Below are 20,702 nucleotides of genomic sequence, written 5' to 3' on the forward strand. Positions count from 1 at the left end.
CGATTGGTCAGAGACTATGAGTTATTACCGGAAACATCAGAGACATTTATCTACCTTGCCATGATCCGTATTATGGTCAGGCGACTAGCTTAATTTTTGACTCCCTAAAACTTTTCAAACACCCTCTAAGACATATCATCAAGATGATGATACGTTAAACTTCAGCGTTATCGGGGATTTCAAATAACTATTTCCTCGCCTTGCTCAGTGAAACGAACATCTTTAATCTCCCATTCAGCATTACTCATTAAAGTTTTGCGGAGACTGCCAAATAAAGCAAACTGTTCGCAACTAGAAAGAGAAACAAACTGCCGTTTTGACTGAGGAGATAGCCGGAAATCAATTGTAGCGATACCATTTGTCACTTCGACACGATAACCAGACAATTCAAAATCGGCTCTATCTTGTTGTTCGATAATTTTACCGACCGTATCTGTTAAGGCCTCTGCGGCTGGTACTGAAATTGGTTGTGGAATCAATTCTTGACATTGGGAGTCAATAGTATATAAGGTGACATTAACCTTTGGGACTATGGGGGTAGGTATTGTGGGATCTTTCGTGGGAGTGTTGGTAGGCTTTGGTGTTCCACTGTCAATAATACTGGGAGTAGAATTAAAAGAACTACAGCTGCTGATGCTGGTAGCGATCGCCAGTATGATAAATGCTAAGATAGGCTTTCTGCTAATCATATTGATACCAGGGATGTAATTGAATATTTACTTAAGTGGCATTGAGGATTATTCCACATAAATTCACAAAAACTGTATAAGCTACTGTAAATGTTTACCCTCTATTATGTTGTTGACTAATAGATTATGGTAGTTTAACTTAACTTCATGACAACATAATTATAATCTATATCTATCTGAAGAATTTATCAGAAATAATTTCTAAGTTCAAAAAAAATATTTATATTTGTATTGCTTTCTAACTTATTTATGAAAGCTTAAATTTGCAAAAATTCTGGAAGACAATTACTGAATTATATAGCATTAATTAGGATGAGTTGGGATTTGTAATTTTAAATTTAAAATTGGGAAAACTAGATACTGAGGTTAACCTCACACGTTTAGCTATGAATCAACAATACTATGACTGGTAATCTGATCACTATCGATAAAAATACCTATGAATCTCTTCAACAAGAACTCATAGAACTGCGTCAGCGAGAAATTCTGAATAACCTTAAATCTGGTCAAGAGCAAATAGGTTTATTTATAGAGTATACACCAGCAGCGATCGCCATATTTGACAGTAAAATGCGATACCTGTTAGTTAGTCGCCGTTGGCGGCAAGATTATGGGTTAGAGGATGAAAATATTATTGGGCGATGTCATTATGAAGTTTTTCCAAATCTTTCCCAGAATTGGCGAGAAATTCATCAACGCTGTTTAGGCGGAGCCATTGAGAAGTGTGACGAAGATAGTTTTTTGCGTGCTAATGGAAAAACTGAGTGGGTGAAATGGGAAATACATCCTTGGTACGAAGATTCTGGCGAAGTAGGTGGTATTATCATGTTCACAGAAGTGATTACCACTCACAAAGAGGCAGAAATAGCCCTGGCAAATTCTGAACGACGCTTCCGAGATATTGCAGCTCATGTGCCTGGGGCAATTTTCCAGTTCACAATGCGTAATCATGTTTGGGTTGTAGACTACGTAAGTGATTTTATCTGGGAACTTGCAGGTATCACCGCCGCCGAAATAACAGAGGATTTAAATAATTTTTTTGAGCTGATACATCCAGAAGATTTTGAAGCCTATATTGCTTCAGTCACAGCCGCAGTAGAAAACTCCACTCCTTGGCATTATAAAGGAAGATTAGTCAAGCCTAACGGCGAAATCCGTTGGTGGCGTGGAGATTCAACTCCCATCCGTAACGATATAGGAGAGATAATTTTCTGCGGAGTGTTGCTAGATATTACTGAAGTTAAGCAAAAAGAAGCAGAACTGCAACAACTAAATCAGGAGTTAGAAGCCAAAGTTGAAGAACGCACAGCTGCTTTACAGGAAGCTGAAGCACGGTGGCAACGATTAGCAGACAATGTACCAGGGATGCTATACGAATTTCGTCTTGATCTGGATGGTAAAATGTCCTTTCCTTTTGTTTCTTCGGGATGTCACGGAATTTTGGGATTGCTACCAGAAGAGGTTCAACAAGATGCAAATTTGGGTTTTAAAAATATTTATCCTGAGGATTTTCCAGGATTTCAATCAGCAGTAGTTGAGTCTGCTGAAACATTGCAAAACTTTGAATATGAGTGGCGAACTCTGAGTAGTTCAGGGGATTACAAATGGATTAAGGCAGTTTCTCGCCCAGAAAAACACCCGGAGGGAGGAATCATCTGGTATGGCTGTGTGATTGATATTAATCAACTTAAAGGAGCGGAACAAAGAATTGAGGAACAGGCACAGTTTTTACAAAGCATTTGGGAAGGTGTAGATTATGGCATTTTTGTTTTAGAGGTTCTCAACGATGGGGAAGAATTTCGTTACCTCAAAATTAACCCAGCTATGTTGAGAATTAGCCCCATGCCTTTAGAATCATTTCCTGGAAAAATTATCGCAGAGGTACTACCTACTGAAATGGCGAATATTTATCGTCATTATTACAGGGAATGTGTTAAGTCTGGCAAAAGCATATTCTTTGAAGAATCCTTCTTTAATGATGGTCGGGAAACTTGGTGGTCTTTGAATCTCGCACCTCTATTTAATAGTGCTTCCCAAATTCATCAGGTTGTGGTGACGGTGACAGATATTACAGAACGCAAGCAAGCCGAAAAAGAGAGACAAATGTTTGTCTCTCTAGTTGAAAATTGTAGTGATTTAATTGGTTGTGCTTCTTTAGAAGGAAGATGTCTATTCGTTAATGAAGCTGGATTGAAACTAGTGGGTGTTGATACCTTAGAACTTGCTCAAGGATTCAATATTGTTGACTATCTTATTCCTGAAGATAGGGAAGATATGGAGCAACGAATTATTCCTATTGTCATGGAATATGGTTTATGGCAAGGTGAATATCGTTTAAGACACTTTCAGACTGGAGAGACTATACCAGCTGAATTTAACCTATTTTTGGTTAAGAGTTCGGATACTGGTGAGCCTTTGTGTTTGGCATCGGTTACCCGTGATATTCGAGAACGCAAACAAGCAGAAATCAAATTGCAACAACAAACCCAAGACCTAGAGAAGACACTATATCAACTGCAACGCACTCAATCGCAACTGATTCACAGTGAAAAAATGTCCTCACTGGGTAATATGGTGGCGGGGATTGCTCATGAGATCAATAATCCTGTGAATTTTATTCATGGTAATCTGATTCCAGCCCATGAATATACTCAAAGCTTACTGCGGCTAGTAGAACTTTATCAATTATACTTTCCCAATCCTCCAGAAGAAATTGAAGTAGAAATAGTCAATATCGATTTGAAGTTTATTAAAGAAGACATAATTAAACTAGTTAAATCTATGCAGGTAGGAACGCAGAGAATCAGGGAAATTGTCTTATCTCTGCGTAATTTCTCGCGTTTAGATGAAGCCGATTTTAAACAAGTAAATATCCATGAAGGTCTGGATAGTACTTTGATGATTCTTTATAACCGCCTAAAAGGACAACCGAATCATCCAGAAATACTAGTTATTAAAGAATATGACAATTTGCCTAATATAGAATGCTATCCTGGACAGCTAAACCAGGTATTTATGAATATTTTAAGTAATGCTATTGATGCTGTAGAAGCAGGTTTTATTGGTGAACAAGGAGAAATTCATATTATTACTGAATTGGTGAATCAAAATATGATAGCAATTCGCATTGCAGATAATGGGGGAGGAATTAAGCCAAATGTAATACCAAAGGTATTTGACCCATTTTTTACTACTAAAGATGTGGGTAAAGGTACAGGATTGGGGTTATCTATTAGTTATCAAATTATAGTAGATAAACATAAAGGAAATTTATCTTGTAATTCTATCTCCGGTGAAGGTACAGAATTTGTGATTGAAATTCCTATTCGACATTGAATTGTTTTCAATGGCTTGGCTGAAAAATTATCAACTAAGGATTTGTAATAATGAAAACTATAGTCAGGAAAATTAATGATTAGACCGCGCAAGTCTTTCGCTCAACATTGGCTCAAAAGTGAAAAGGCTCTAGATGCAATTATTAAAGCCGCAGAATGTGATCAGAGCGATGGGCAAAGCCCCGCCTCCGGCGATCGCATTTTAGAAATTGGACCTGGTACGGGTATTCTCACTCGGCGTTTACTACCCTTGGTGCGATCGCTCGTAGCAGTGGAAATAGACTTTGATTTGTGCAAACAATTAGCCAAGCAACTGGGAAAAAAGGAAAACTTTTTACTATTACAAGGGGATTTTCTTACCTTAGATTTACCATCTCATTTAGAAGCATTTCCCAACTTTCAACAGCAAAATAAAGTAGTCGCCAATATCCCCTACAATATCACAGGGCCAATTATAGAAAAATTACTAGGGACGATCGCCAATCCTAACCCAGAACCCTATGAATCCATAGTCCTACTGGTGCAGAAGGAAGTAGCAGACAGGTTATATGCTAATCCCGGTTCCAGAACCTTCGGCGCTTTGAGTGTGCGAGTACAGTATTTAGCTGATTGTGAGTTTATTTGCACAGTTCCCGCAGGTGCATTTTACCCACCCCCAAAAGTAGACTCAGCAGTTGTGCGGTTGCGTCCCCGACAGATGGAAACACCAGTACATAACCCCCGGAAATTTGAGAACTTGGTAAAACTAGGATTTGGCGCAAAACGCAAAATGTTAAGAAATAATTTGCAATCGGTTGTGGAACGCGATCGCCTGACCCACTTACTGGAACAATTAGAAATAAATCCCCAAGTTCGAGCCGAAGACCTCAGCATTCACCAATGGGTAACATTAGTAAATCAGTTAACAGACTGATAACTGATAACTGATAACTGATAACTGATAACTGATATGCGTTCATATACTCTAATTGCTCCCGCTAAAATCAATTTATATCTAGAAATCATCAGTGACCGTCCCGACGGTTATCATGAGTTAGCTATGATACTTCAAAGTGTTGACTTGGCTGACGAAATTTATCTCCAATCTCTCGACACTGAGAGCATCTGCGTCAAATGTAACCACCCACAAGTACCCACAGACCAAAGTAATCTCGCATACCGAGCCGCCGCACTAATGGCAACGAAATTTCCCCAAGCCTTAGCTGAATATGGGGGTGTAGAAATTACCATTAATAAGCATATTCCCGTAGCGGCTGGGTTGGCGGGAGGTTCGACAAATGCCGCAGCCGTGTTAATGGGTATAGATTTACTATGGAACCTGGGACTCACAAAATCAGAATTAGAAGAACTGGGTGCTACTCTCGGTTCAGATGTTCCCTTTTGTATCGCTGGTGGAACAGTAATTGCTACAGGTAGAGGTGAGAAACTTTCGCCCTTACCAAATTTGGATACTATATATATAGTGTTGGCGAAATATCGCAGTCTAGAAGTTTCCACAGCTTGGGCATACAAAACCTATCGCCAAGAATTTGGCAACTCTTACCTCAGAGATTCCGAAAACTTAGCAGCTCGCGCCGCCGCAGTTCATTCCGAAGCCATAGTTAAAGCTATTCTGAATCAAGACCCAGGAAAAATTGCCGCAAAACTGCACAATGATTTAGAGCGTGTAGTTTTACCTGCTTATCCCCAAGTCTTACAACTGCGAGAATTATTTGCAAGTTTTACAGGGGTTTTAGGAACCATGATGTCTGGTTCTGGCCCGACAGTATTTGCTCTGGTAGAATCTGAAGAACAAGCAGAAGCAGTTAAGTTACAGATGCGAGCCGTAATTCCTGATCAGGATTTAGAATTGTTTGTGACTCGCACTATTACACAGGGCGTTCAGGTGGCATGATCAATTTAACAGTAAGATACTAAGACAGAAATCAGATATGAGTGATCCAAAAGTAACAGAACCAGAAATTCAAAATCAGGTTCCGCCAACTCCCTTACGTTGTATTACAGGGGCGGTATTTTCTGGAGGGCTAGGATATGCAATGTATTCGCTAATGATATCCATCGCCACAACTTTTGCTGCTAAACCTATTCATTCAGATAACCCAATGGTGGTGAATATTGGCTCTGCTGTTCGGACTTTGGTTGTGGGTGTCGTTGCTTTGGGAACTGGGATATTTGGTATAGTTGCGATTGGTTTGTTAGCTTTGGCAATTCAATTAGTGTTCCAGCAATTGACAAAGGCTAAAAACAGTTAACTTAATCGTGTATAACAAAGTCTCGATAAACCTGGAGTAATTGCGGTAATTTTGAAAGCATCACCAGTTTATGGGAATATTTGTCCAAATTTTGATACAGTAGCGATCGCTAAAGCCATTAATTCTTAACTCGCTTAAGCGGGCTATATTCGCATATTTATATTACAAACCATCTTTAATTAGCTAGAATAATCATATATTTCACAACCAAGCAATAGCTTTGCAACAAAAACGTCACAAATAATATCTATCTTATTAGTAATACATTTAAATATTCTGATAGCAAGCAATGAACAACCAAGTACATGACAAAGATTCCGCTTTTGTTCAAGACCAAAATAAAGCCTCCTGGAAAAAGGTAGCCGCTTCTTTATCACTAGTGCTACTGGGTTCAGGTATGACCTTCTTAGGTGGTTATGTGGCTGGAAATCCTCAACAGTTATCGGAGAGGACTTCAAATCTGGCATTCAGTCGAGTTAATGCTGCACCACCATTATCAGCAGCTACAGGTACTAACTTTGTTACCCAAGTAGTGCAGAAGGTGGGGCCTGCTGTGGTGCGGATTGAAGCATCCAGAACTGTCACCAGTCGCTTACCTGCTCAATTTAATGATCCATTTTTCCGGCAATTTTTTGGCTCTCAATTACCAGAAGAACAAAGCCGAGTAGAACGAGGAACTGGTTCCGGTTTTATTATCAGTGAAGATGGAAGTATTCTCACAAATGCCCATGTGGTAGCTGGTGCAGAGACAGTGAAAGTCATACTCAAAGATGGGCGCAGCTTTGACGGTAAGGTGATGGGGCGCGACGAATTAACGGATGTGGCTGTGGTGAAAATTGAAGCCAAAAATCTCCCCAAGGTAGAAGTAGGAAACTCGGATGAACTGCAAGCAGGAGAATGGGCGATCGCCATTGGTAATCCTTTAGGATTAGATAATACAGTAACTACAGGCATCATCAGTGCCACTGGTCGCAGTAGCAATCAAATTGGGGCATCTGATAAACGAGTAGAATTTATTCAAACCGATGCAGCAATTAATCCTGGTAACTCCGGCGGTCCATTGTTAAATGCTCGTGGTCAGGTAATTGGGATGAATACAGCTATTATCCAAAAAGCGCAAGGACTGGGTTTTGCAATTCCCATCAATACAGCCCAACGAATTTCCAAACAACTAATTACTACAGGTAAAGCCCAGCATTCCTATTTAGGAATTCAAATGGTACAGCTAACCCCTGAAATTAAAGCACGTCTCAACTCTGACCCCAATAGCCCTGTCACAGTCAATGAAGATCAAGGCATCTTAATTGTACGGGTCATGCCTAACTCACCCGCAGCCCAAGCCGGCTTACGTGCAGGGGATGTCATCCAACAACTGAACGGTGAATCAGTTACAGAAGCCAGTAGTATCCAAAAAGCAGTAGAAAATTCTCAAGTTGGTGGAGATGTGCGCTTAGGACTGCGACGCAATGGACAAAGTATTAACCTAGCTGTGCGAACCGGTGCTTTACCCAGTCAACAAGTGCAATAACCAACTGAGTTTTAAAGCACAGTAGTTTATAAGAGTATTCTAATGTATACTCAAGTTTTGCCCAAATCCCTTCATTAGACTTGGAGTAAACAGGGCAAGTAGTGCATGAATAGGCACTCTTGCCAAAGGTATTTCTATGACTTTTTTTCTTCATATTGCGTCAAGCAGTAGGTGTTTTTTTGAACATGGAAAAATTTATGGCTGAAATCCATACCTCGCCTAGCTTTGAACCCTCTCATACTTAAATTGAGGTTGACGTAAATCCCCCAGCCCTTACTGGAAAAGCTTTTCAGCTATTTTTAAAATGGGGCTGTTGACACCCCGATGGCTGAAAGGCTATACTGAGTTTAGGTTGACGAAACAGCACCTTGAAAATCAAATATATCAGTGCCTCCAGATGTAGGCAGTTGAAACCACAAATAATCCCTATCAGGGATTGAAACAAGGTACTGAACTGGGTCGGCTAAGTGCTTGAAGGTTGAAACCACAAATAATCCCTATCAGGGATTGAAACAAGGTAGACCACGCACCCCTTACGGCGTTAAACGAGTTGAAACCACAAATAATCCCTATCAGGGATTGAAACAAAATCCTTCGCCTGGGGCGTTTTTTTATCACAAAGTTGAAACCACAAATAATCCCTATCAGGGATTGAAACATTGATGTTGAAATTAATGAAGATAGGTCAGAGGGTTGAAACCACAAATAATCCCTATCAGGGATTGAAACTAGTGCAGGTTCCCTCTCAATCCAACTCCGCCTTGAGTTGAAACCACAAATAATCCCTATCAGGGATTGAAACGCAGTTCTTCTTGGTATGCAACATAACCAATGCGTTGAAACCACAAATAATCCCTATCAGGGATTGAAACCATGAAGCAGATTATTGAGGATGGGCATCTGGCAATGTTGAAACCACAAATAATCCCTATCAGGGATTGAAACCTGATGGAATGGTACACCTCAACAATCTCTTTAGTTGAAACCACAAATAATCCCTATCAGGGATTGAAACGTTGGTGCTGATGTTGCAAACGCTGTGAGGACAGCGTTGAAACCACAAATAATCCCTATCAGGGATTGAAACCTGATATTTTTTGGCTTTTTAATCGGAATAAACTGTTGAAACCACAAATAATCCCTATCAGGGATTGAAACTTTGCTTGATGCTGTGATACCATCGGAAAAGTCAAGTTGAAACCACAAATAATCCCTATCAGGGATTGAAACCTTGGTTCCTTTGAGGATGCCGTATAAATTCCTGGTTGAAACCACAAATAATCCCTATCAGGGATTGAAACACTTCCGGTATAGCAATAATTTCAAAGGTTGTTTGTTGAAACCACAAATAATCCCTATCAGGGATTGAAACCAGGTGGTGGTGGTGTATATGGATAATAGTTTAGTTAAAACCACAAATAATCCCTATTAGGGATTGAAACGTTTCGCGCTTTTAGCTTCGGTCAGTTTTCAGTAAGCACTTTTCAAACCTCTTTGGCGGTTGCTACACCATTACTAAATACCCACTAAATATTTCATACCCAGGAGTAACAAGAAAATGCCATATAATTTCTTGATCATTTCACCGCTAATAAATGGCTGATTAGCAAATAACGCCCCAAAGAAATTACCCACTATGAGACCAATGGCGATAATGATCGCATATTTAATATTGATATTGCCGTTGCGATAATAGACTGCTGCGCCTAAAATCCCAATAGGTAAAATTTGCGCTGCAATAGAAGTTCCAGTGGCAAACTTTTGATCCAAACCAACTAACAACACCATTGCGGGAACCATGATTGCACCACCGCCAATACCAAACATTCCCCCAGCAACGCCAGCGACTAAACCAATGATCAACATTTGAATAACTATATTAGACATATTAATTAATTTTTATATGCAGATTTGATTAGAAAGTATGGATTTGGGTAACATCCCATGAACCCCTTTTTGGGGACTATTGACAAATTGAGTAATGTGAAAATTCACGGCTAAACTACACAATACATAAGCATCTTCCGGCGACAAATTGGCGAACCGTTTCAGAAAATCAATCATGTTGTTCACAGCTAGCTCTAAGGCTGTATCTAAAGTTGGGGCAAAACCCATTGTGATGATATCGGTTGGGGTTTCAGCAATCGGTATTGTCAGTTGTAAATCCTGGCGCAAGGTTAGCTTGATTTTACCATTCATGGAGGTTTCTAGGGCAGTGACATTCACTTCCCCATCTCCTTGGGTGGAGTGTCCATCACCAAGGGAAAATAATCCACCAGGAACAAACACGGGTAAAAATAGGCGGGAACCTGCTTGGAGTTGACGGTTATCAATGTTACCACCGTAATTACCAGGTGGGATGGAGTTGCGGGTATTTTCTGGGGTAGCAACACCAAGGATGCCAAAAAAGGGTTTCAGAGGAATTTTGATGCCACTATTAGCGGGAAATTCGGCGATATTGTGGGCTAAATCCAGGGGAATGAATCTCAGCGCAGGTTGAGTAAATTGCTGTGGTAACGCACCCCAACCGCTACGAATGGCATTGAAACCCACTGGTAAACTAGGTGCGATCGCTTGTAATTCTATCTCCAAAACATCACCTGGTTGAGCATCTCGCACATAAATTGGCCCTGTGAGTAAATGTGGTCCGCGAGCAACTTGGCGTTCTGGGGCTAAATTTTGACAAATATCCCGTAATTCTGGTGTGAGAAACTCCGGTGGTGCTTGGTCGTGAACGTAATAACCAGTGTAAGTTTCCACGTCTATGGTATCGCCAGAATCAATGGTAAGTACTGGTGCGAGTAAATCGGAGAAACCACCAAGATGTACAGTATCTCTTGTGGCTTTTAAAATGTGATGTGTCATTTCAGAATTGATTCCCTTTTTATCGGCGATAATTGCGATGCACTGGGGGGCTAAATTGTGGTTGATTTATTTGACTATACTTAGATTTACACCTCATACTATACATGGACATCTGACTGAAAAAGTTATATAATTGTCGTTATTAAAGTAAATTTACGTAGTGTAAAATTAGCCTAACTTATAGTAAAGATTTTCTGCTGATTTAGCAGAATTTTCCCAGCATTCTATTAATATAAAAAAGTCTTGAGTAAGGAAGAGTAAAGAAATGGATGTAAAGTTGATTTTATTGGGATTAACAGTTATATTCACTGTTTCGTGCCTGTTCTTTGGCACTAAAAACGGATTTTATGATTCAGATAACTATCACGGTAATGGCTCTGCACATTAACAAGAAAAACTCCATTTAAGCCCAAATCTGAGTCTGGCTGATTAACCAAATTTTGGGAACTGAGTTGAGTTCGGTGTCAGCCTCTTCCCTAATCAACTATTTAAATTCTCAGGATTTAGCAGCAGACAATACAACTTACCTGTAGGTGACAAAACCAAGATTCTGAATAATTCTTGGCTTTTGAGGTATGTTGATGATTATCAGGTTAAAGCGGAGGCAAGGATGAGGGATAATCTGTGGGCATCCTCTCGCGTCGGTGCTGAAGAGGCAACTAGTGAGTTAAACTGTTTGCCTTACAGTGTCCAGCATCATGATGAGGGTGTGTGTTTATTAGTGCGGATGGGACCACACCGGATTTTACTAGATTGTGGATTGGAGGATATTTCATCATTACTGACTGTTGTGGCTGAGTCACCCATGCCAGCAGATTTAGTTTTGGTAAGTCACGCTCACCCAGACCACGCTAGAGGGTTGCTAAACCTGCATCAAAGTTTTCCTCTGTTACCTATTTATGCTAGTGAGGTAACTAGTAAGTTATTACCCCTTAATTGGTTAGATCAACATCCCCAAAAGATTCCTCAGCTTTGTCATGCTTTGCCGTTGCGATCGCCTGTAGAAATTTTAGAAGGTCTAGTGGTGGAATTATTTCCCGCCGGACACTTACCAGGGGCGGTAGCAATTTTATTGACATATACCACTGAGCAGCGTGCTTATAAGCTACTGTACACAGGGGATTTTTTCTTGTCTAACTCTCGGCTGGTGGATGGTTTGCGTTTAGAAGAGTTGCGGGGATTAGATATAAATGTACTGATTATCGAGGGTACTTATGGAACATCCCGTCATCCCCACCGCCGCCACCAAGAAAATCAACTAGCGGAGCGGATTAATCGGGCGATCGCCGAAGGTTGTTCTGTACTACTACCCACACCAGCTTTAGGCTTAGGTCAAGAATTGTTGATGTTATTACGTTCTCATCACCACTTCACGGGAAGAGATTTAGATATTTGGGTTGATGGTGCGGTGGCGACAGGTTGCGATGCATACTTGGAACTACTACCTCACTTACCACCATCAGTACAGAATTTCGCCCGCCACCAACCATTATTTTGGGATGAGCGAGTCCGTCCGCGAGTTCGTCGTTTACACCCCGAAAATCTGGCTACTGTGGGTAAGTCTCCCTGTATTGTGCTGACAGACTCCACAGCTAATTTAAACCAATACTGTCAACCAGAAACTGGCCCTTGGCTAATTCTGTTACCAGAAAAAATTGATATACAAATTAATCAGGAATATTCCGCAACCACCAGCGATGAAAGTTATCTTCTCGCCCAACACAGTGATGGTCCGGGGACAACTCAGCTAATTCATAATTTACGTCCCCAGCACGTTGTTTTTGTCCACGGTTCCCCAGCATACTTAGCAGATTTGACTAGCTTGGAAGAACTCCAAAACCGTTATCATGTTCATTCTCCACTGGCTGGGACTTTAGTAGAACTGCCCATTGGGGAAACATTTTTACAACCTGCACCCCCAGAAACTAACTATGAGGGGGAACTCACAGAGTTGGGAACAGTGATTACAGTCAGTTTACCCAATAGCATTACTGATGACCCTCGTTGGCGACAATTTGCTGATACTGGTTTAATTGAAGCGCGTTGGCAAGGTGAAGAAATAGTATTACGGGGATTGTCTCCCAGAGAACTGCTACAACAAAGTGGCGATCGCTACACTTGGTCTGATATAGATTGTTGTGGGACTTGCCGACATCAAAGAGGTCAACGGTGCTGGAATCCAGCCTCTCCCCTACATAATTTTAAAGTCACCCTTGAGGGTTACTGTCCTGCTTTTGAACCCCTATCTAATTCTGAAACCCAAACTTAAATGATGAGTCCCCAGTTACCTAGAATACTGAAGACTCACCAAAATTTTTTCAAGATACGATAAATCGGCTCTCTACTCAGGATTAGATTCCGGAGAATGTTTATGAATACGTTCTGATTCTGGACAATCTTCCGTCATGAGAAACTCTACGTTACCTCGTGGTACTGAGGCTAACTTTTGGGTTACAGAGCCAATGCTTTCTAGACGAACCATTTCCTCCCAAGCACAAACCTCGTCTTCCTCATCTGTTTCATAGCGTAGAGTCACTAAATCCCCTTCTATATCGAGGATGCGGGCGCGTTCAATCCAGCGCTGCTGGTCCCGCAAGAATACACATACCTCGCGCCCGTCGCAACACAGTTGATAAATCTTGCGGTGTAGCATATACTGCTTCTACCTTTTTAAACAACGTCGTTAAACCTGTAAAATTTTGGGTTTTACCCCATAGGGATACACACCTTTAAGAAATTAGTTCTGAGGTTCAGAACTACTGGGGTCTTATGATTGTACCCATAGAATTGCTGTTATTGGGCAAAACCTACAGGAATTTCTGGTCATAGACTCACAGCTGCTGCACCTGTTGAACAAAATCTCCTTCAGGTCTTCAGCCAATGTCTATCTCATAGAGATAACACAATTCGGTAATTCTCCTAACCAGGCGAATATTTGCTGGTGAGTATTTCCAGAAATATGTAAGAAAAAATACTCCAAATTAAGCATTGATCGCGGTTGTTTGATTTGCTTAGTTGTAGTCATGGGCATTGCTGGGAAGTCTGGGAACTCTGCTTTATTTTTATCCCTATGTATTTGATCTTAACTCATCTCTTGCCGACCTTAAGCCTTTTCCACAACAATCGGTAAAGAGTTTTGAGTTCATGCACTAAAAACTTGAAGCTAGGTGTGCGTAAGATCAGGAATTTCCCACTACCATGCAATGACAGAATTACCGAGTTTGATATTGACGTAGAAATTGTAGAGGTAGTGCTGAGGATGCTTCTCTTTTAATTTGACCAGCAGTAACTGCTTCATATAAAGCTGAAAGGATTGCTAAGTCTTCTGTGCAGTAGCACTTAGTGGTCAAAACTTGATTGATTAAACCCTCAGATTCAACACTAAGATATCCAGTTTGGAAGGCAGATTCAACGAGTGTGCGAATCATTTTGCTTAGGGTAAGGTGGACATTATCTCTTTCCTATTGTGGAATAGATTTTAGTTTTATTCATTGATATGAAACTGATACTAAGAATGATTAGCATCACAAAATAATGTGATTTAGATCACAAAAATTCTTTAATGAAGTTATTGTTAGGGTGTGAAACTATGACTAAATTGCCATAATCAATTAATCAAGATGAGAAAAAATCGATGTATAGATTGCGTGGCGGGGCTATCACTTACCTAAAAGAGAAGATTTATTCATTCAAATGTGTACTTTATTTACTTCTTAAATCGGATATCTAGAAGCTCAACAACTAGACATGGAAAGTTATAAACTTGGTGATATCATGCTTTTAGTGGGTCAAAAGAACTTGAATCAACCTAAATTAAACTGAAATAAATATCACTCAGTATTAGGCAATTACTGAAGAAATTGGCGGAAATCCTGATCTTTGTGACTCAATTGCACCCAGTCTAGATTCAGGGACATAAATTTCTGCACTAAGCGATCGCACGCCGGGCGTTCAGTGGCATAATGTCCAGCATCAATTAAAATCAGATGGCGATCGCGGCTTTCCTGAAACTGATGGAACTTACAATCAGAAGTTAAATAAACTTGAGCCTGAGTTTTAACTACCTCCGAAATGAAATCAGCGCCGGAACCACCTAACACAGCCACCCGTGAGATTTCCTGCTGTAAGTCAGCAGTGAGGGAGAAAATCAAATTTGGCGAAGCGAGTCGGGTTTGAATCGTGGCTAGTAACTTTTGTAAACTCATAAATGGTTCTAGTAAACCAACCCGCCCATAGCCTAATCCGCCTTGTGTGGGTACTATGGGTGTGACTGACTGCAAGTCTAAAATTTGCGCCAAAACATCAGCAGTACCATCTTGGACTTGATCGAAATTTGTATGGGCGCTATAAACACCGATATTATGCGTAAAAGCTAATCGTGCTATTTCCGCTATCGGTTCACCAATACGTAAAGATTTGGGAGGATGAAAAATTAGTGGATGGTGAGCAAAAATTAGATTAGCATTGAGAGCGATCGCTTCCTGCATCACAGCTAAAGTCGGTGTTAAACAAACTAAGACCCGTGCCTTTTCTGATAACACACCAGGCTGAATTTGCCAACCGCAATTATCCCAACTTTCAGCCCAAGCGGGATTTGCCCATTCTTCAAACCAAGTAATTAAATCAGCAATTTTCACACAAATACAATCCTCGGAAACTAATATGTGATGATTGAGTTCTTTAACTCTAGTGATTTGCTCAAGTTTATAACAGATTATTGAGGGAGCAAAAAAAATTAGACTGTATTGCTAGAAGATACTAAAAACTTGGGAACTCTTAGTTTATAGACAAACGCCAATTTATAGGGGAATACATTGATGCTTTCAACAAACGGCGAATATCAATCTTGGGATATAAAAGAAACAGTTTTGCCTGTAGCGTCAAGTTTAACGGAATCTGAAAACACAGATACAGAAGCAACTGTTGGCTCACCTACCAAGTTTTCCGGTCATTATAATGACTCGATGGAAATGTATAGTCCAGCAGAGACTGTTGCTGAGTATCTTGATACACACACCTCTTGGTTTTCCCGTTGCGCTGAACCGATGAAGGTACAACCCCTGGGCGAAAATGGTTATGCTTTGATTGTTGGTCGCTTTGGGTCTTTTGGTTATGACGTAGAACCAAAAATTGGTTTAGAACTTTTACCTCCAGACGCAGGAATCTACCGGATTCGCACAATCCCAGTGCCAGACTACCATCCACCAGGCTATGATGTGGACTATCAAGCATCGCTACAGTTAGTAGAAACTACCGTTAACAACGCTCCTGGCGGTTTAAATGAGATTACACGCATTGAATGGGAATTGGATTTGGTAGTTGATATTCACTTTCCCAAATTTATTCAACGATTACCCCAGTCTTTAGTTAAATCTACAGGCGATCGCCTACTCAATCAAATCGTCCGTCAAATATCCCGCCGCTTAACCCGCAAAGTCCAGGAAGACTTTCATCAATCTCTGGGAATCCCCCTTCCTCGCAATTCCCAGAAAAAACGCTGAAATAAAGTTTAAGAAAAGGAAAGGGAGCAAGGGATTTGAGGTCATTTGTCATTAGTCATTAGTCATTGGTCATTTGTCATTTGTCAGTAGGAAATTATAATCTTCCCCCCTGCTCCCCTTCGACTGCGCTCAGGGCAAGCCTGCACCCTGCTCCCCTGCCTCTTCCCCCCTGCACCCCTTACTCCTAACTAATAACTAAGCATTAGTGAGAATTTTTTGGACAATTTGCACCCCAGTAATGGCTTGCCAAGTAAATAATCCTAAAAGCCCAAAATTCAGAGCAATATGAGTCATCCGCGCCCAATTTGCTCCTTTTTGCATAAAAGGAGATAAAGCAGCCGAAAATGCAATTAGACCTGTCATTCCCAGTCCTGCCAGTAAATGCGGCCCCACAAATAACTTACCGTTATTGATGTAAGTAACAGCCATACCACCAATCGCACCTGCTACCATTAAGCCTAAGAGTATAGAACCCACTTGGTAGTGCTTAACGTTGTATTTACCTTTTATCAGTTCTTTCTTTTGATCACCTTGAGCGCCTCTGGTGCGCTGTACTTGTAATCCCAGATAGGCAGCATAAAGCGAGAGTGCTAATAGTCCCCACATGGTGACTGGGTGAAAAAAGTTTAACCAATATTTAACTTCAGATGACAGTTCCAAGTTCATAGTGTTCTCGCCCAATTCTTAAATCTTCATAAAAATTAGCATAACTCTAATTTCTGTGCTTAAAGTTGCCAAAATTGAAACTTGTGAAGAATTGAAGGAAATGCAGAGGTTAATTACGAATTAATTTACACCTCTTGCCAAAGTGGTGAAAGAATTTCAGACTAATTTTGGGGACTAGACTCACAAAACCTGCTGTTGTCGGGAATATTCATCATGGAAAATCAAGATATCTTGCTGCTCAAGTCTGCTAAGAGTGGCGATATTAAGGGCGTGTGTATGCTGTTAGATGCTGGTGCTGAGGTTGACGTTAGCGATCGCCACGGGACTACAGCTTTAATGTTGGCGGCTAATTTAGGTTACACCGAAATTGTGCGATCGCTATTAGATGCTGGAGCAAACATCAACTTACACAGAAAACGTTACGGTTTAACAGCTTTAATGTTAGCGGCTAGTAATAATCAACTAGACATTGTGCAGCTTTTATTATCTAGAGGTGCTGATGTTAATGCGATTAATGAAGATGGCAGCACAGCTTTAATGGCTGCGGCGCTTAAAGGTTATCTTGATATAGTACAAGCCTTACTAGCAGCTGGCGCTCAAGTAGATATCACAGACAAAGATGATGATAACGCCTGGAAATTGGCTGTTAAATCCGGTAACGTAGCAGTTTTGTCACTCTTGTTACAACATGGCGCGGATATCAATCACCCAGATGCAGAAGGTGAAACAGTTTTAATGATGGCTGCGGACTGGGGAAATTTGGATATAGTACAAGCATTACTAGCAGCCGGGGCTAATGTCAATCAAAGAAATGAATATGGTAGTACGGCGCTATCAGCAGCAGTCGCCGCCGGACACAATGCGATACCTTCGGTGAGCGTAGCTATCGCATCTGCTTTACTAGATCAAGGTGCGGAAATTAATCTTCAAGACCAAGATGGTGAAACAGCGCTACATCTAGCGGTTGTTGAAGGCTATATAGACCTAGTAGAACTATTACTTAACCGAGGTGCAGATTCCCAAATTACAAACAACCTGGGTGATACACCTCTACTTGTCGCCGCATTGCAGGGACATAGGCAAATCCTGGAGTTATTACTGCATTCCGCTAGCCAAATGAGTGCAACAACTCTGGGTATACCCTTGATGCTCGCCATATCTCAGGGACATACAGACATAGTAAAACTATTACTAGACTACGGTGCTGATGCCAATAGTTTAGGTAATGATAGCAAAACAGCTTTAATTAAAGCCGCAGAAGGTAACTACACAGGAATTATCCGGTTGTTACTAGCCAAGGGTGCAAATGTCAACTTTCAGGACTTAGCAGGAGCAACAGCATTGATGTGGGCAGTGTCTGGGGGCTATAGTGGCGCTGTACAAATACTTCTTCAAGCTGGAGCAGATGTCAATCTAAAAAATCGGGGGGGTTATACTGCTTTAATGATTGCAGAATTTAATGGTTATCAGAATATATTGCAGAGTCTACAAAAAGCTGGCGCACAGGAATAGTTTTTCTGTATAAATAATTAAGAAAATAAAACTCCGCCGCAACCTTTTTAAACTGGCCGCGTCGGAGTTGGAAAAATAGAACCACTAAGGTATTACAGGCAAAATGTTTTTACCTTGGTGCTTCCTACTGTGCTAGATAAGATAAATATATAAGGTTTAATTATAGATAACAGTATTATAAAGAGCTATTTTCTTGTATCATTATTAAACAGTAATCAAAAATGATTAATTGCTGGGAAACTTAGAAATCAGGTTTAGTGCGATCGCTACACTAAGAGATAGTTTTTTTATGTAATTTCCTTTACTATATTTCCCAAATCCGGCAAAAAAATTAGCTTCCTACCCAATTAGTGAGAGACAAAAAGCGATGGCTCCCTTCTATCCCCCACTTGGCTAAAAATTAAGTTAAAATACCTTTTTAAGTTGACGAATTTGATTCTTGACTTGACCTATGGCTGATTCCAACTTACTTTTTTCTATGGGTGCTGGTATATTAGCCGCAGGTAACGCCGGATTTAAATGACGATAATATTCCCAAGTTTTCCAGTAGGGACAACCGGGTTGAATCCGAATCCCCGCCCAGTGCAGATATTGTAGAGGCTGATTAACTTTCGGGTCAACGAGAATATTAGCTTCGGGCTGAAAATGGGAACTTCCCGCCCAATTTCCTGGTGCTTTACCCTCTCTTTTCACTATATTAAAGCGACGGGAAATCCGCTTCAGTAACATATAGTTAATAATAGGTTGGTCGGAAGTCTTTTCAGAAAAGTCAAAGTATTCTGGATGTTCTGCACACTCGGTAAAAATTTCATACAAATCATTCTCGGAGACTAAATTTTTCTTAGACCCCCAGAAACCACCATTGAAAATATCTTTAACTTCTGACTCAGTAAATACTTTCTCTTCTAATACGTGGGGACTAAATACATTTTTAATTCCCCCCAAATGTTGATAGTCACAACAAATAAAATCTGATGTTGCTAGATAGTTGAGATTATCAATTATCTTTTCAAACACAACTATATCTGTGTCAATATACAGAAATTCATCAAATGGGCCAAACCAACAAGCCTGCTTGCGGAATTGATTGGGACGAGCGAAAAATTTGCCCCCAAAGGTTTCATGCAGATTTTGGGAAAGTCGCTCAATAAAATCTAAGTCTTCGTAAACTGTGACTCCATAATATTTATTGAGTGTATTGGCGATATTGTGATAATTTTCATCATAAGGAATCATCACAATAGGGCTATCTGTATCATATAATCTAATACTATTGAGTAAGGCAATAGACTGATCCATCACCTTATCATTCGCAATAATATAAATTCCCCGACTCATGTTATTTACCTCTAGCTGTTAGTCCTAATTTGCGGAAAATTCGCTTACCTAAACTCGGAGGAGCATTATATGCTTTGGCTTTAGTTGTGAATTTTGGTCGCTGTTCTGGTTCATGTAAATAGCGATAATGTAGGAAAATATCCCGATAGGGAAAATCAATGTTTTCTCCCTCACAAACTCTATTAAATAATTTCGATTTTAAGCCAATATAGTGAAGATAAGTTAATCGTTTACCGTGATCATATAAAATATTATCTTCAGCTTTAAAATGATCAGAACTTACACAACAGCCTGTTTTCTGATCTTTAGGAAGTTCCAGAGCCAAGTTACAGCTAGAGATTCCCGAACGCATTACCATATAATTGAGAATAGTTTGGTCAGGAGCCATATCATAGAGAATTTCGGCTTCTCCTGCGCGGAGTTTTTCTAGTAATGATTCTCGCATTTGGGCATCAAATACCCCTTTTTTAGAAGCATAAAATCCCGAACAAAATATTTCAGTTTGCAGTCGTTTTGGTGAAAATATTTCGGTTAATTTTGCCGAAGATTGATGATAAACATGAGATGAATCTGTGTACTGAAAATCATATACTACCCAATCATTGTGATTTAACTGGTTAAAAACTTCTGCTAATGGACTCATTAATAAAGTGTCGGCATCCATATAGACAAAGCGGTCAAAAGGTCCATCAAATGCACCATAACGTCTATGAGTACCAACGCGATAATATTTGTCATTACCTAATTTCAACCAATGTGCTTGGGCGCTGGGATGAGCATCCCAAATCTGGCAAACAAACTCATCCCATTGCTGAATTGACTCTTGATTATCGTAAATCTGCACATGGGGGCGATGAGCAATTTCCGCAGTAATTTGTGTTGTATTGTCATCATAAGGATAGATACAAACGGGCATATCTTGGCCATAAATTACCTCTATACTATTCAGTAGAGCAATAAGTTGGTCATAAACTCGGTCGTTAGCCAGGGTACAAATACCATCCATATAAAAATTC

The 20,702-nt window shown here is 40.3% G+C and carries 17 protein-coding genes, 1 pseudogene and 1 CRISPR repeat array; of the genes and pseudogenes, 9 read left to right on the top strand and 9 right to left on the bottom strand.

Features of this window, described 5'->3' with window-relative positions; translation table 11 throughout:
• Nucleotides 1-93 (top strand): annotated as a pseudogene (locus VB620_RS05750) (IS5/IS1182 family transposase); the annotation flags it as partial.
• Between the two features lie 86 nt (nucleotides 94-179).
• Here VB620_RS05750 and VB620_RS05755 read toward each other — a convergent pair.
• Complete coding sequence (locus VB620_RS05755; protein ID WP_323195185.1) at nucleotides 180-689, bottom strand: sporulation/spore germination protein; 510 nt, start codon at nucleotides 687-689, stop codon at nucleotides 180-182.
• Nucleotides 690-1,091: 402 nt separating this feature from the next.
• Here VB620_RS05755 and VB620_RS05760 point away from each other — a divergent pair, with 402 nt between their 5' ends.
• From VB620_RS05760 to VB620_RS05780, 5 genes are all read left to right on the top strand, one after another.
• A complete protein-coding gene (locus tag VB620_RS05760; protein WP_323195186.1) occupies nucleotides 1,092-4,025 on the top strand; it encodes a PAS domain S-box protein in 2,934 nt (977 codons plus the stop codon).
• A 75-nt stretch (nucleotides 4,026-4,100) separates the two neighbouring features.
• Complete coding sequence (gene rsmA, locus VB620_RS05765; RefSeq protein WP_323195187.1) at nucleotides 4,101-4,937, top strand: 16S rRNA (adenine(1518)-N(6)/adenine(1519)-N(6))-dimethyltransferase RsmA; 837 nt, start codon at nucleotides 4,101-4,103, stop codon at nucleotides 4,935-4,937.
• A 36-nt stretch (nucleotides 4,938-4,973) separates the two neighbouring features.
• Nucleotides 4,974-5,918, top strand: coding sequence for a 4-(cytidine 5'-diphospho)-2-C-methyl-D-erythritol kinase (ispE, locus tag VB620_RS05770; protein ID WP_323195188.1), 945 nt, complete (start codon nucleotides 4,974-4,976; stop codon nucleotides 5,916-5,918).
• Nucleotides 5,919-5,955: 37 nt separating this feature from the next.
• The gene (locus tag VB620_RS05775; RefSeq protein ID WP_323195189.1) at nucleotides 5,956-6,276 is read left to right on the top strand and encodes a DUF3082 domain-containing protein; all 321 of its coding nucleotides are present in this window, start codon (nucleotides 5,956-5,958) and stop codon (nucleotides 6,274-6,276) included.
• A 289-nt stretch (nucleotides 6,277-6,565) separates the two neighbouring features.
• Nucleotides 6,566-7,804: an HhoA/HhoB/HtrA family serine endopeptidase gene (locus tag VB620_RS05780; RefSeq protein ID WP_323195190.1), complete on the top strand. Its 1,239-nt coding sequence runs from the start codon at nucleotides 6,566-6,568 to the stop codon at nucleotides 7,802-7,804.
• 406 nt (nucleotides 7,805-8,210) lie between these two features.
• A CRISPR array of direct repeats spans nucleotides 8,211-9,246; the repeat unit is 37 nt; unit sequence GTTGAAACCACAAATAATCCCTATCAGGGATTGAAAC.
• A 73-nt stretch (nucleotides 9,247-9,319) separates the two neighbouring features.
• On the opposite strand, the gene VB620_RS05785 is transcribed toward VB620_RS05780, so the two are convergent.
• Both VB620_RS05785 and VB620_RS05790 read right to left on the bottom strand, forming a co-directional pair.
• On the bottom strand, nucleotides 9,320-9,691 hold the full coding sequence (locus VB620_RS05785; protein WP_323195191.1) for a sulfite exporter TauE/SafE family protein: 372 nt from the start codon (nucleotides 9,689-9,691) through the stop codon (nucleotides 9,320-9,322).
• A 12-nt stretch (nucleotides 9,692-9,703) separates the two neighbouring features.
• On the bottom strand, nucleotides 9,704-10,669 hold the full coding sequence (locus VB620_RS05790) for an acetamidase/formamidase family protein (protein ID WP_323195192.1): 966 nt from the start codon (nucleotides 10,667-10,669) through the stop codon (nucleotides 9,704-9,706).
• 610 nt (nucleotides 10,670-11,279) lie between these two features.
• Here VB620_RS05790 and VB620_RS05795 point away from each other — a divergent pair.
• Nucleotides 11,280-12,938 (top strand): MBL fold metallo-hydrolase, encoded by a 1,659-nt coding sequence (locus tag VB620_RS05795; RefSeq protein ID WP_323195193.1) that lies wholly within the window; start codon nucleotides 11,280-11,282, stop codon nucleotides 12,936-12,938.
• Between the two features lie 72 nt (nucleotides 12,939-13,010).
• Here the strand turns inward: VB620_RS05795 and VB620_RS05800 are convergent, their stop codons facing one another.
• The 3 genes from VB620_RS05800 to VB620_RS05810 form a co-directional block, all read right to left on the bottom strand.
• Nucleotides 13,011-13,322 (bottom strand): DUF6679 family protein, encoded by a 312-nt coding sequence (locus tag VB620_RS05800; protein WP_323195194.1) that lies wholly within the window; start codon nucleotides 13,320-13,322, stop codon nucleotides 13,011-13,013.
• A 559-nt stretch (nucleotides 13,323-13,881) separates the two neighbouring features.
• Entirely contained in the window at nucleotides 13,882-14,097 is a 216-nt protein-coding gene (locus VB620_RS05805) for a hypothetical protein (protein ID WP_323195195.1), read from the bottom strand.
• Between the two features lie 420 nt (nucleotides 14,098-14,517).
• The gene (locus VB620_RS05810; protein ID WP_323195196.1) at nucleotides 14,518-15,306 is read right to left on the bottom strand and encodes a Nif3-like dinuclear metal center hexameric protein; all 789 of its coding nucleotides are present in this window, start codon (nucleotides 15,304-15,306) and stop codon (nucleotides 14,518-14,520) included.
• A gap of 180 nt (nucleotides 15,307-15,486) precedes the next feature.
• On the opposite strand from VB620_RS05810, the gene VB620_RS05815 reads away from it, so the two are divergent.
• Nucleotides 15,487-16,170 carry a DUF1997 domain-containing protein gene (locus tag VB620_RS05815; protein ID WP_323195197.1) on the top strand — a complete coding sequence of 228 codons (684 nt, stop codon included), beginning with the start codon at nucleotides 15,487-15,489 and terminating at the stop codon, nucleotides 16,168-16,170.
• A gap of 195 nt (nucleotides 16,171-16,365) precedes the next feature.
• Here the strand turns inward: VB620_RS05815 and VB620_RS05820 are convergent, their stop codons facing one another.
• Nucleotides 16,366-16,836, bottom strand: a complete 471-nt coding sequence (locus VB620_RS05820; protein ID WP_323195198.1) for a DUF4079 domain-containing protein — start codon at nucleotides 16,834-16,836, stop codon at nucleotides 16,366-16,368.
• A 213-nt stretch (nucleotides 16,837-17,049) separates the two neighbouring features.
• Here VB620_RS05820 and VB620_RS05825 point away from each other — a divergent pair, with 213 nt between their 5' ends.
• A complete protein-coding gene (locus tag VB620_RS05825) occupies nucleotides 17,050-18,348 on the top strand; it encodes an ankyrin repeat domain-containing protein (protein ID WP_323195199.1) in 1,299 nt (432 codons plus the stop codon).
• Between the two features lie 405 nt (nucleotides 18,349-18,753).
• On the opposite strand, the gene VB620_RS05830 is transcribed toward VB620_RS05825, so the two are convergent.
• Together VB620_RS05830 and VB620_RS05835 are read right to left on the bottom strand one after the other, a co-directional pair.
• Complete coding sequence (locus tag VB620_RS05830; RefSeq protein ID WP_323195200.1) at nucleotides 18,754-19,686, bottom strand: Npun_R2821/Npun_R2822 family protein; 933 nt, start codon at nucleotides 19,684-19,686, stop codon at nucleotides 18,754-18,756.
• Nucleotide 19,687: 1 nt separating this feature from the next.
• Nucleotides 19,688-20,692 carry an Npun_R2821/Npun_R2822 family protein gene (locus VB620_RS05835; RefSeq protein ID WP_323195201.1) on the bottom strand — a complete coding sequence of 335 codons (1,005 nt, stop codon included), beginning with the start codon at nucleotides 20,690-20,692 and terminating at the stop codon, nucleotides 19,688-19,690.
• Between the last annotated feature and the right edge of the window lie 10 nt (nucleotides 20,693-20,702).

It is taken from the genome of Nodularia harveyana UHCC-0300, from assembly GCF_034931085.1.
Lineage (GTDB): Bacteria > Cyanobacteriota > Cyanobacteriia > Cyanobacteriales > Nostocaceae > Nodularia > Nodularia harveyana.

What these genes read in the sequence shown, in the direction of transcription:
- VB620_RS05785 (WP_323195191.1), bottom strand. Translation starts at nt 9,691, where the DNA reads ATGTCTAATATAGTTATTCAAATGTTGATCATTGGTTTAGTCGCTGGC.
- VB620_RS05800 (WP_323195194.1), bottom strand. Translation starts at nt 13,322, where the DNA reads ATGCTACACCGCAAGATTTATCAACTGTGTTGCGACGGGCGCGAGGTA.
- VB620_RS05830 (WP_323195200.1), bottom strand. Translation starts at nt 19,686, where the DNA reads ATGAGTCGGGGAATTTATATTATTGCGAATGATAAGGTGATGGATCAG.
- rsmA (WP_323195187.1), top strand. Translation starts at nt 4,101, where the DNA reads ATGATTAGACCGCGCAAGTCTTTCGCTCAACATTGGCTCAAAAGTGAA.
- VB620_RS05790 (WP_323195192.1), bottom strand. Translation starts at nt 10,669, where the DNA reads ATGACACATCACATTTTAAAAGCCACAAGAGATACTGTACATCTTGGT.
- VB620_RS05825 (WP_323195199.1), top strand. Translation starts at nt 17,050, where the DNA reads ATGGAAAATCAAGATATCTTGCTGCTCAAGTCTGCTAAGAGTGGCGAT.
- VB620_RS05780 (WP_323195190.1), top strand. Translation starts at nt 6,566, where the DNA reads ATGAACAACCAAGTACATGACAAAGATTCCGCTTTTGTTCAAGACCAA.
- VB620_RS05775 (WP_323195189.1), top strand. Translation starts at nt 5,956, where the DNA reads ATGAGTGATCCAAAAGTAACAGAACCAGAAATTCAAAATCAGGTTCCG.
- ispE (WP_323195188.1), top strand. Translation starts at nt 4,974, where the DNA reads ATGCGTTCATATACTCTAATTGCTCCCGCTAAAATCAATTTATATCTA.
- VB620_RS05815 (WP_323195197.1), top strand. Translation starts at nt 15,487, where the DNA reads ATGCTTTCAACAAACGGCGAATATCAATCTTGGGATATAAAAGAAACA.
- VB620_RS05795 (WP_323195193.1), top strand. Translation starts at nt 11,280, where the DNA reads ATGAGGGATAATCTGTGGGCATCCTCTCGCGTCGGTGCTGAAGAGGCA.
- VB620_RS05805 (WP_323195195.1), bottom strand. Translation starts at nt 14,097, where the DNA reads ATGATTCGCACACTCGTTGAATCTGCCTTCCAAACTGGATATCTTAGT.
- VB620_RS05835 (WP_323195201.1), bottom strand. Translation starts at nt 20,692, where the DNA reads ATGGATGGTATTTGTACCCTGGCTAACGACCGAGTTTATGACCAACTT.
- VB620_RS05760 (WP_323195186.1), top strand. Translation starts at nt 1,092, where the DNA reads ATGACTGGTAATCTGATCACTATCGATAAAAATACCTATGAATCTCTT.
- VB620_RS05820 (WP_323195198.1), bottom strand. Translation starts at nt 16,836, where the DNA reads ATGAACTTGGAACTGTCATCTGAAGTTAAATATTGGTTAAACTTTTTT.
- VB620_RS05755 (WP_323195185.1), bottom strand. Translation starts at nt 689, where the DNA reads ATGATTAGCAGAAAGCCTATCTTAGCATTTATCATACTGGCGATCGCT.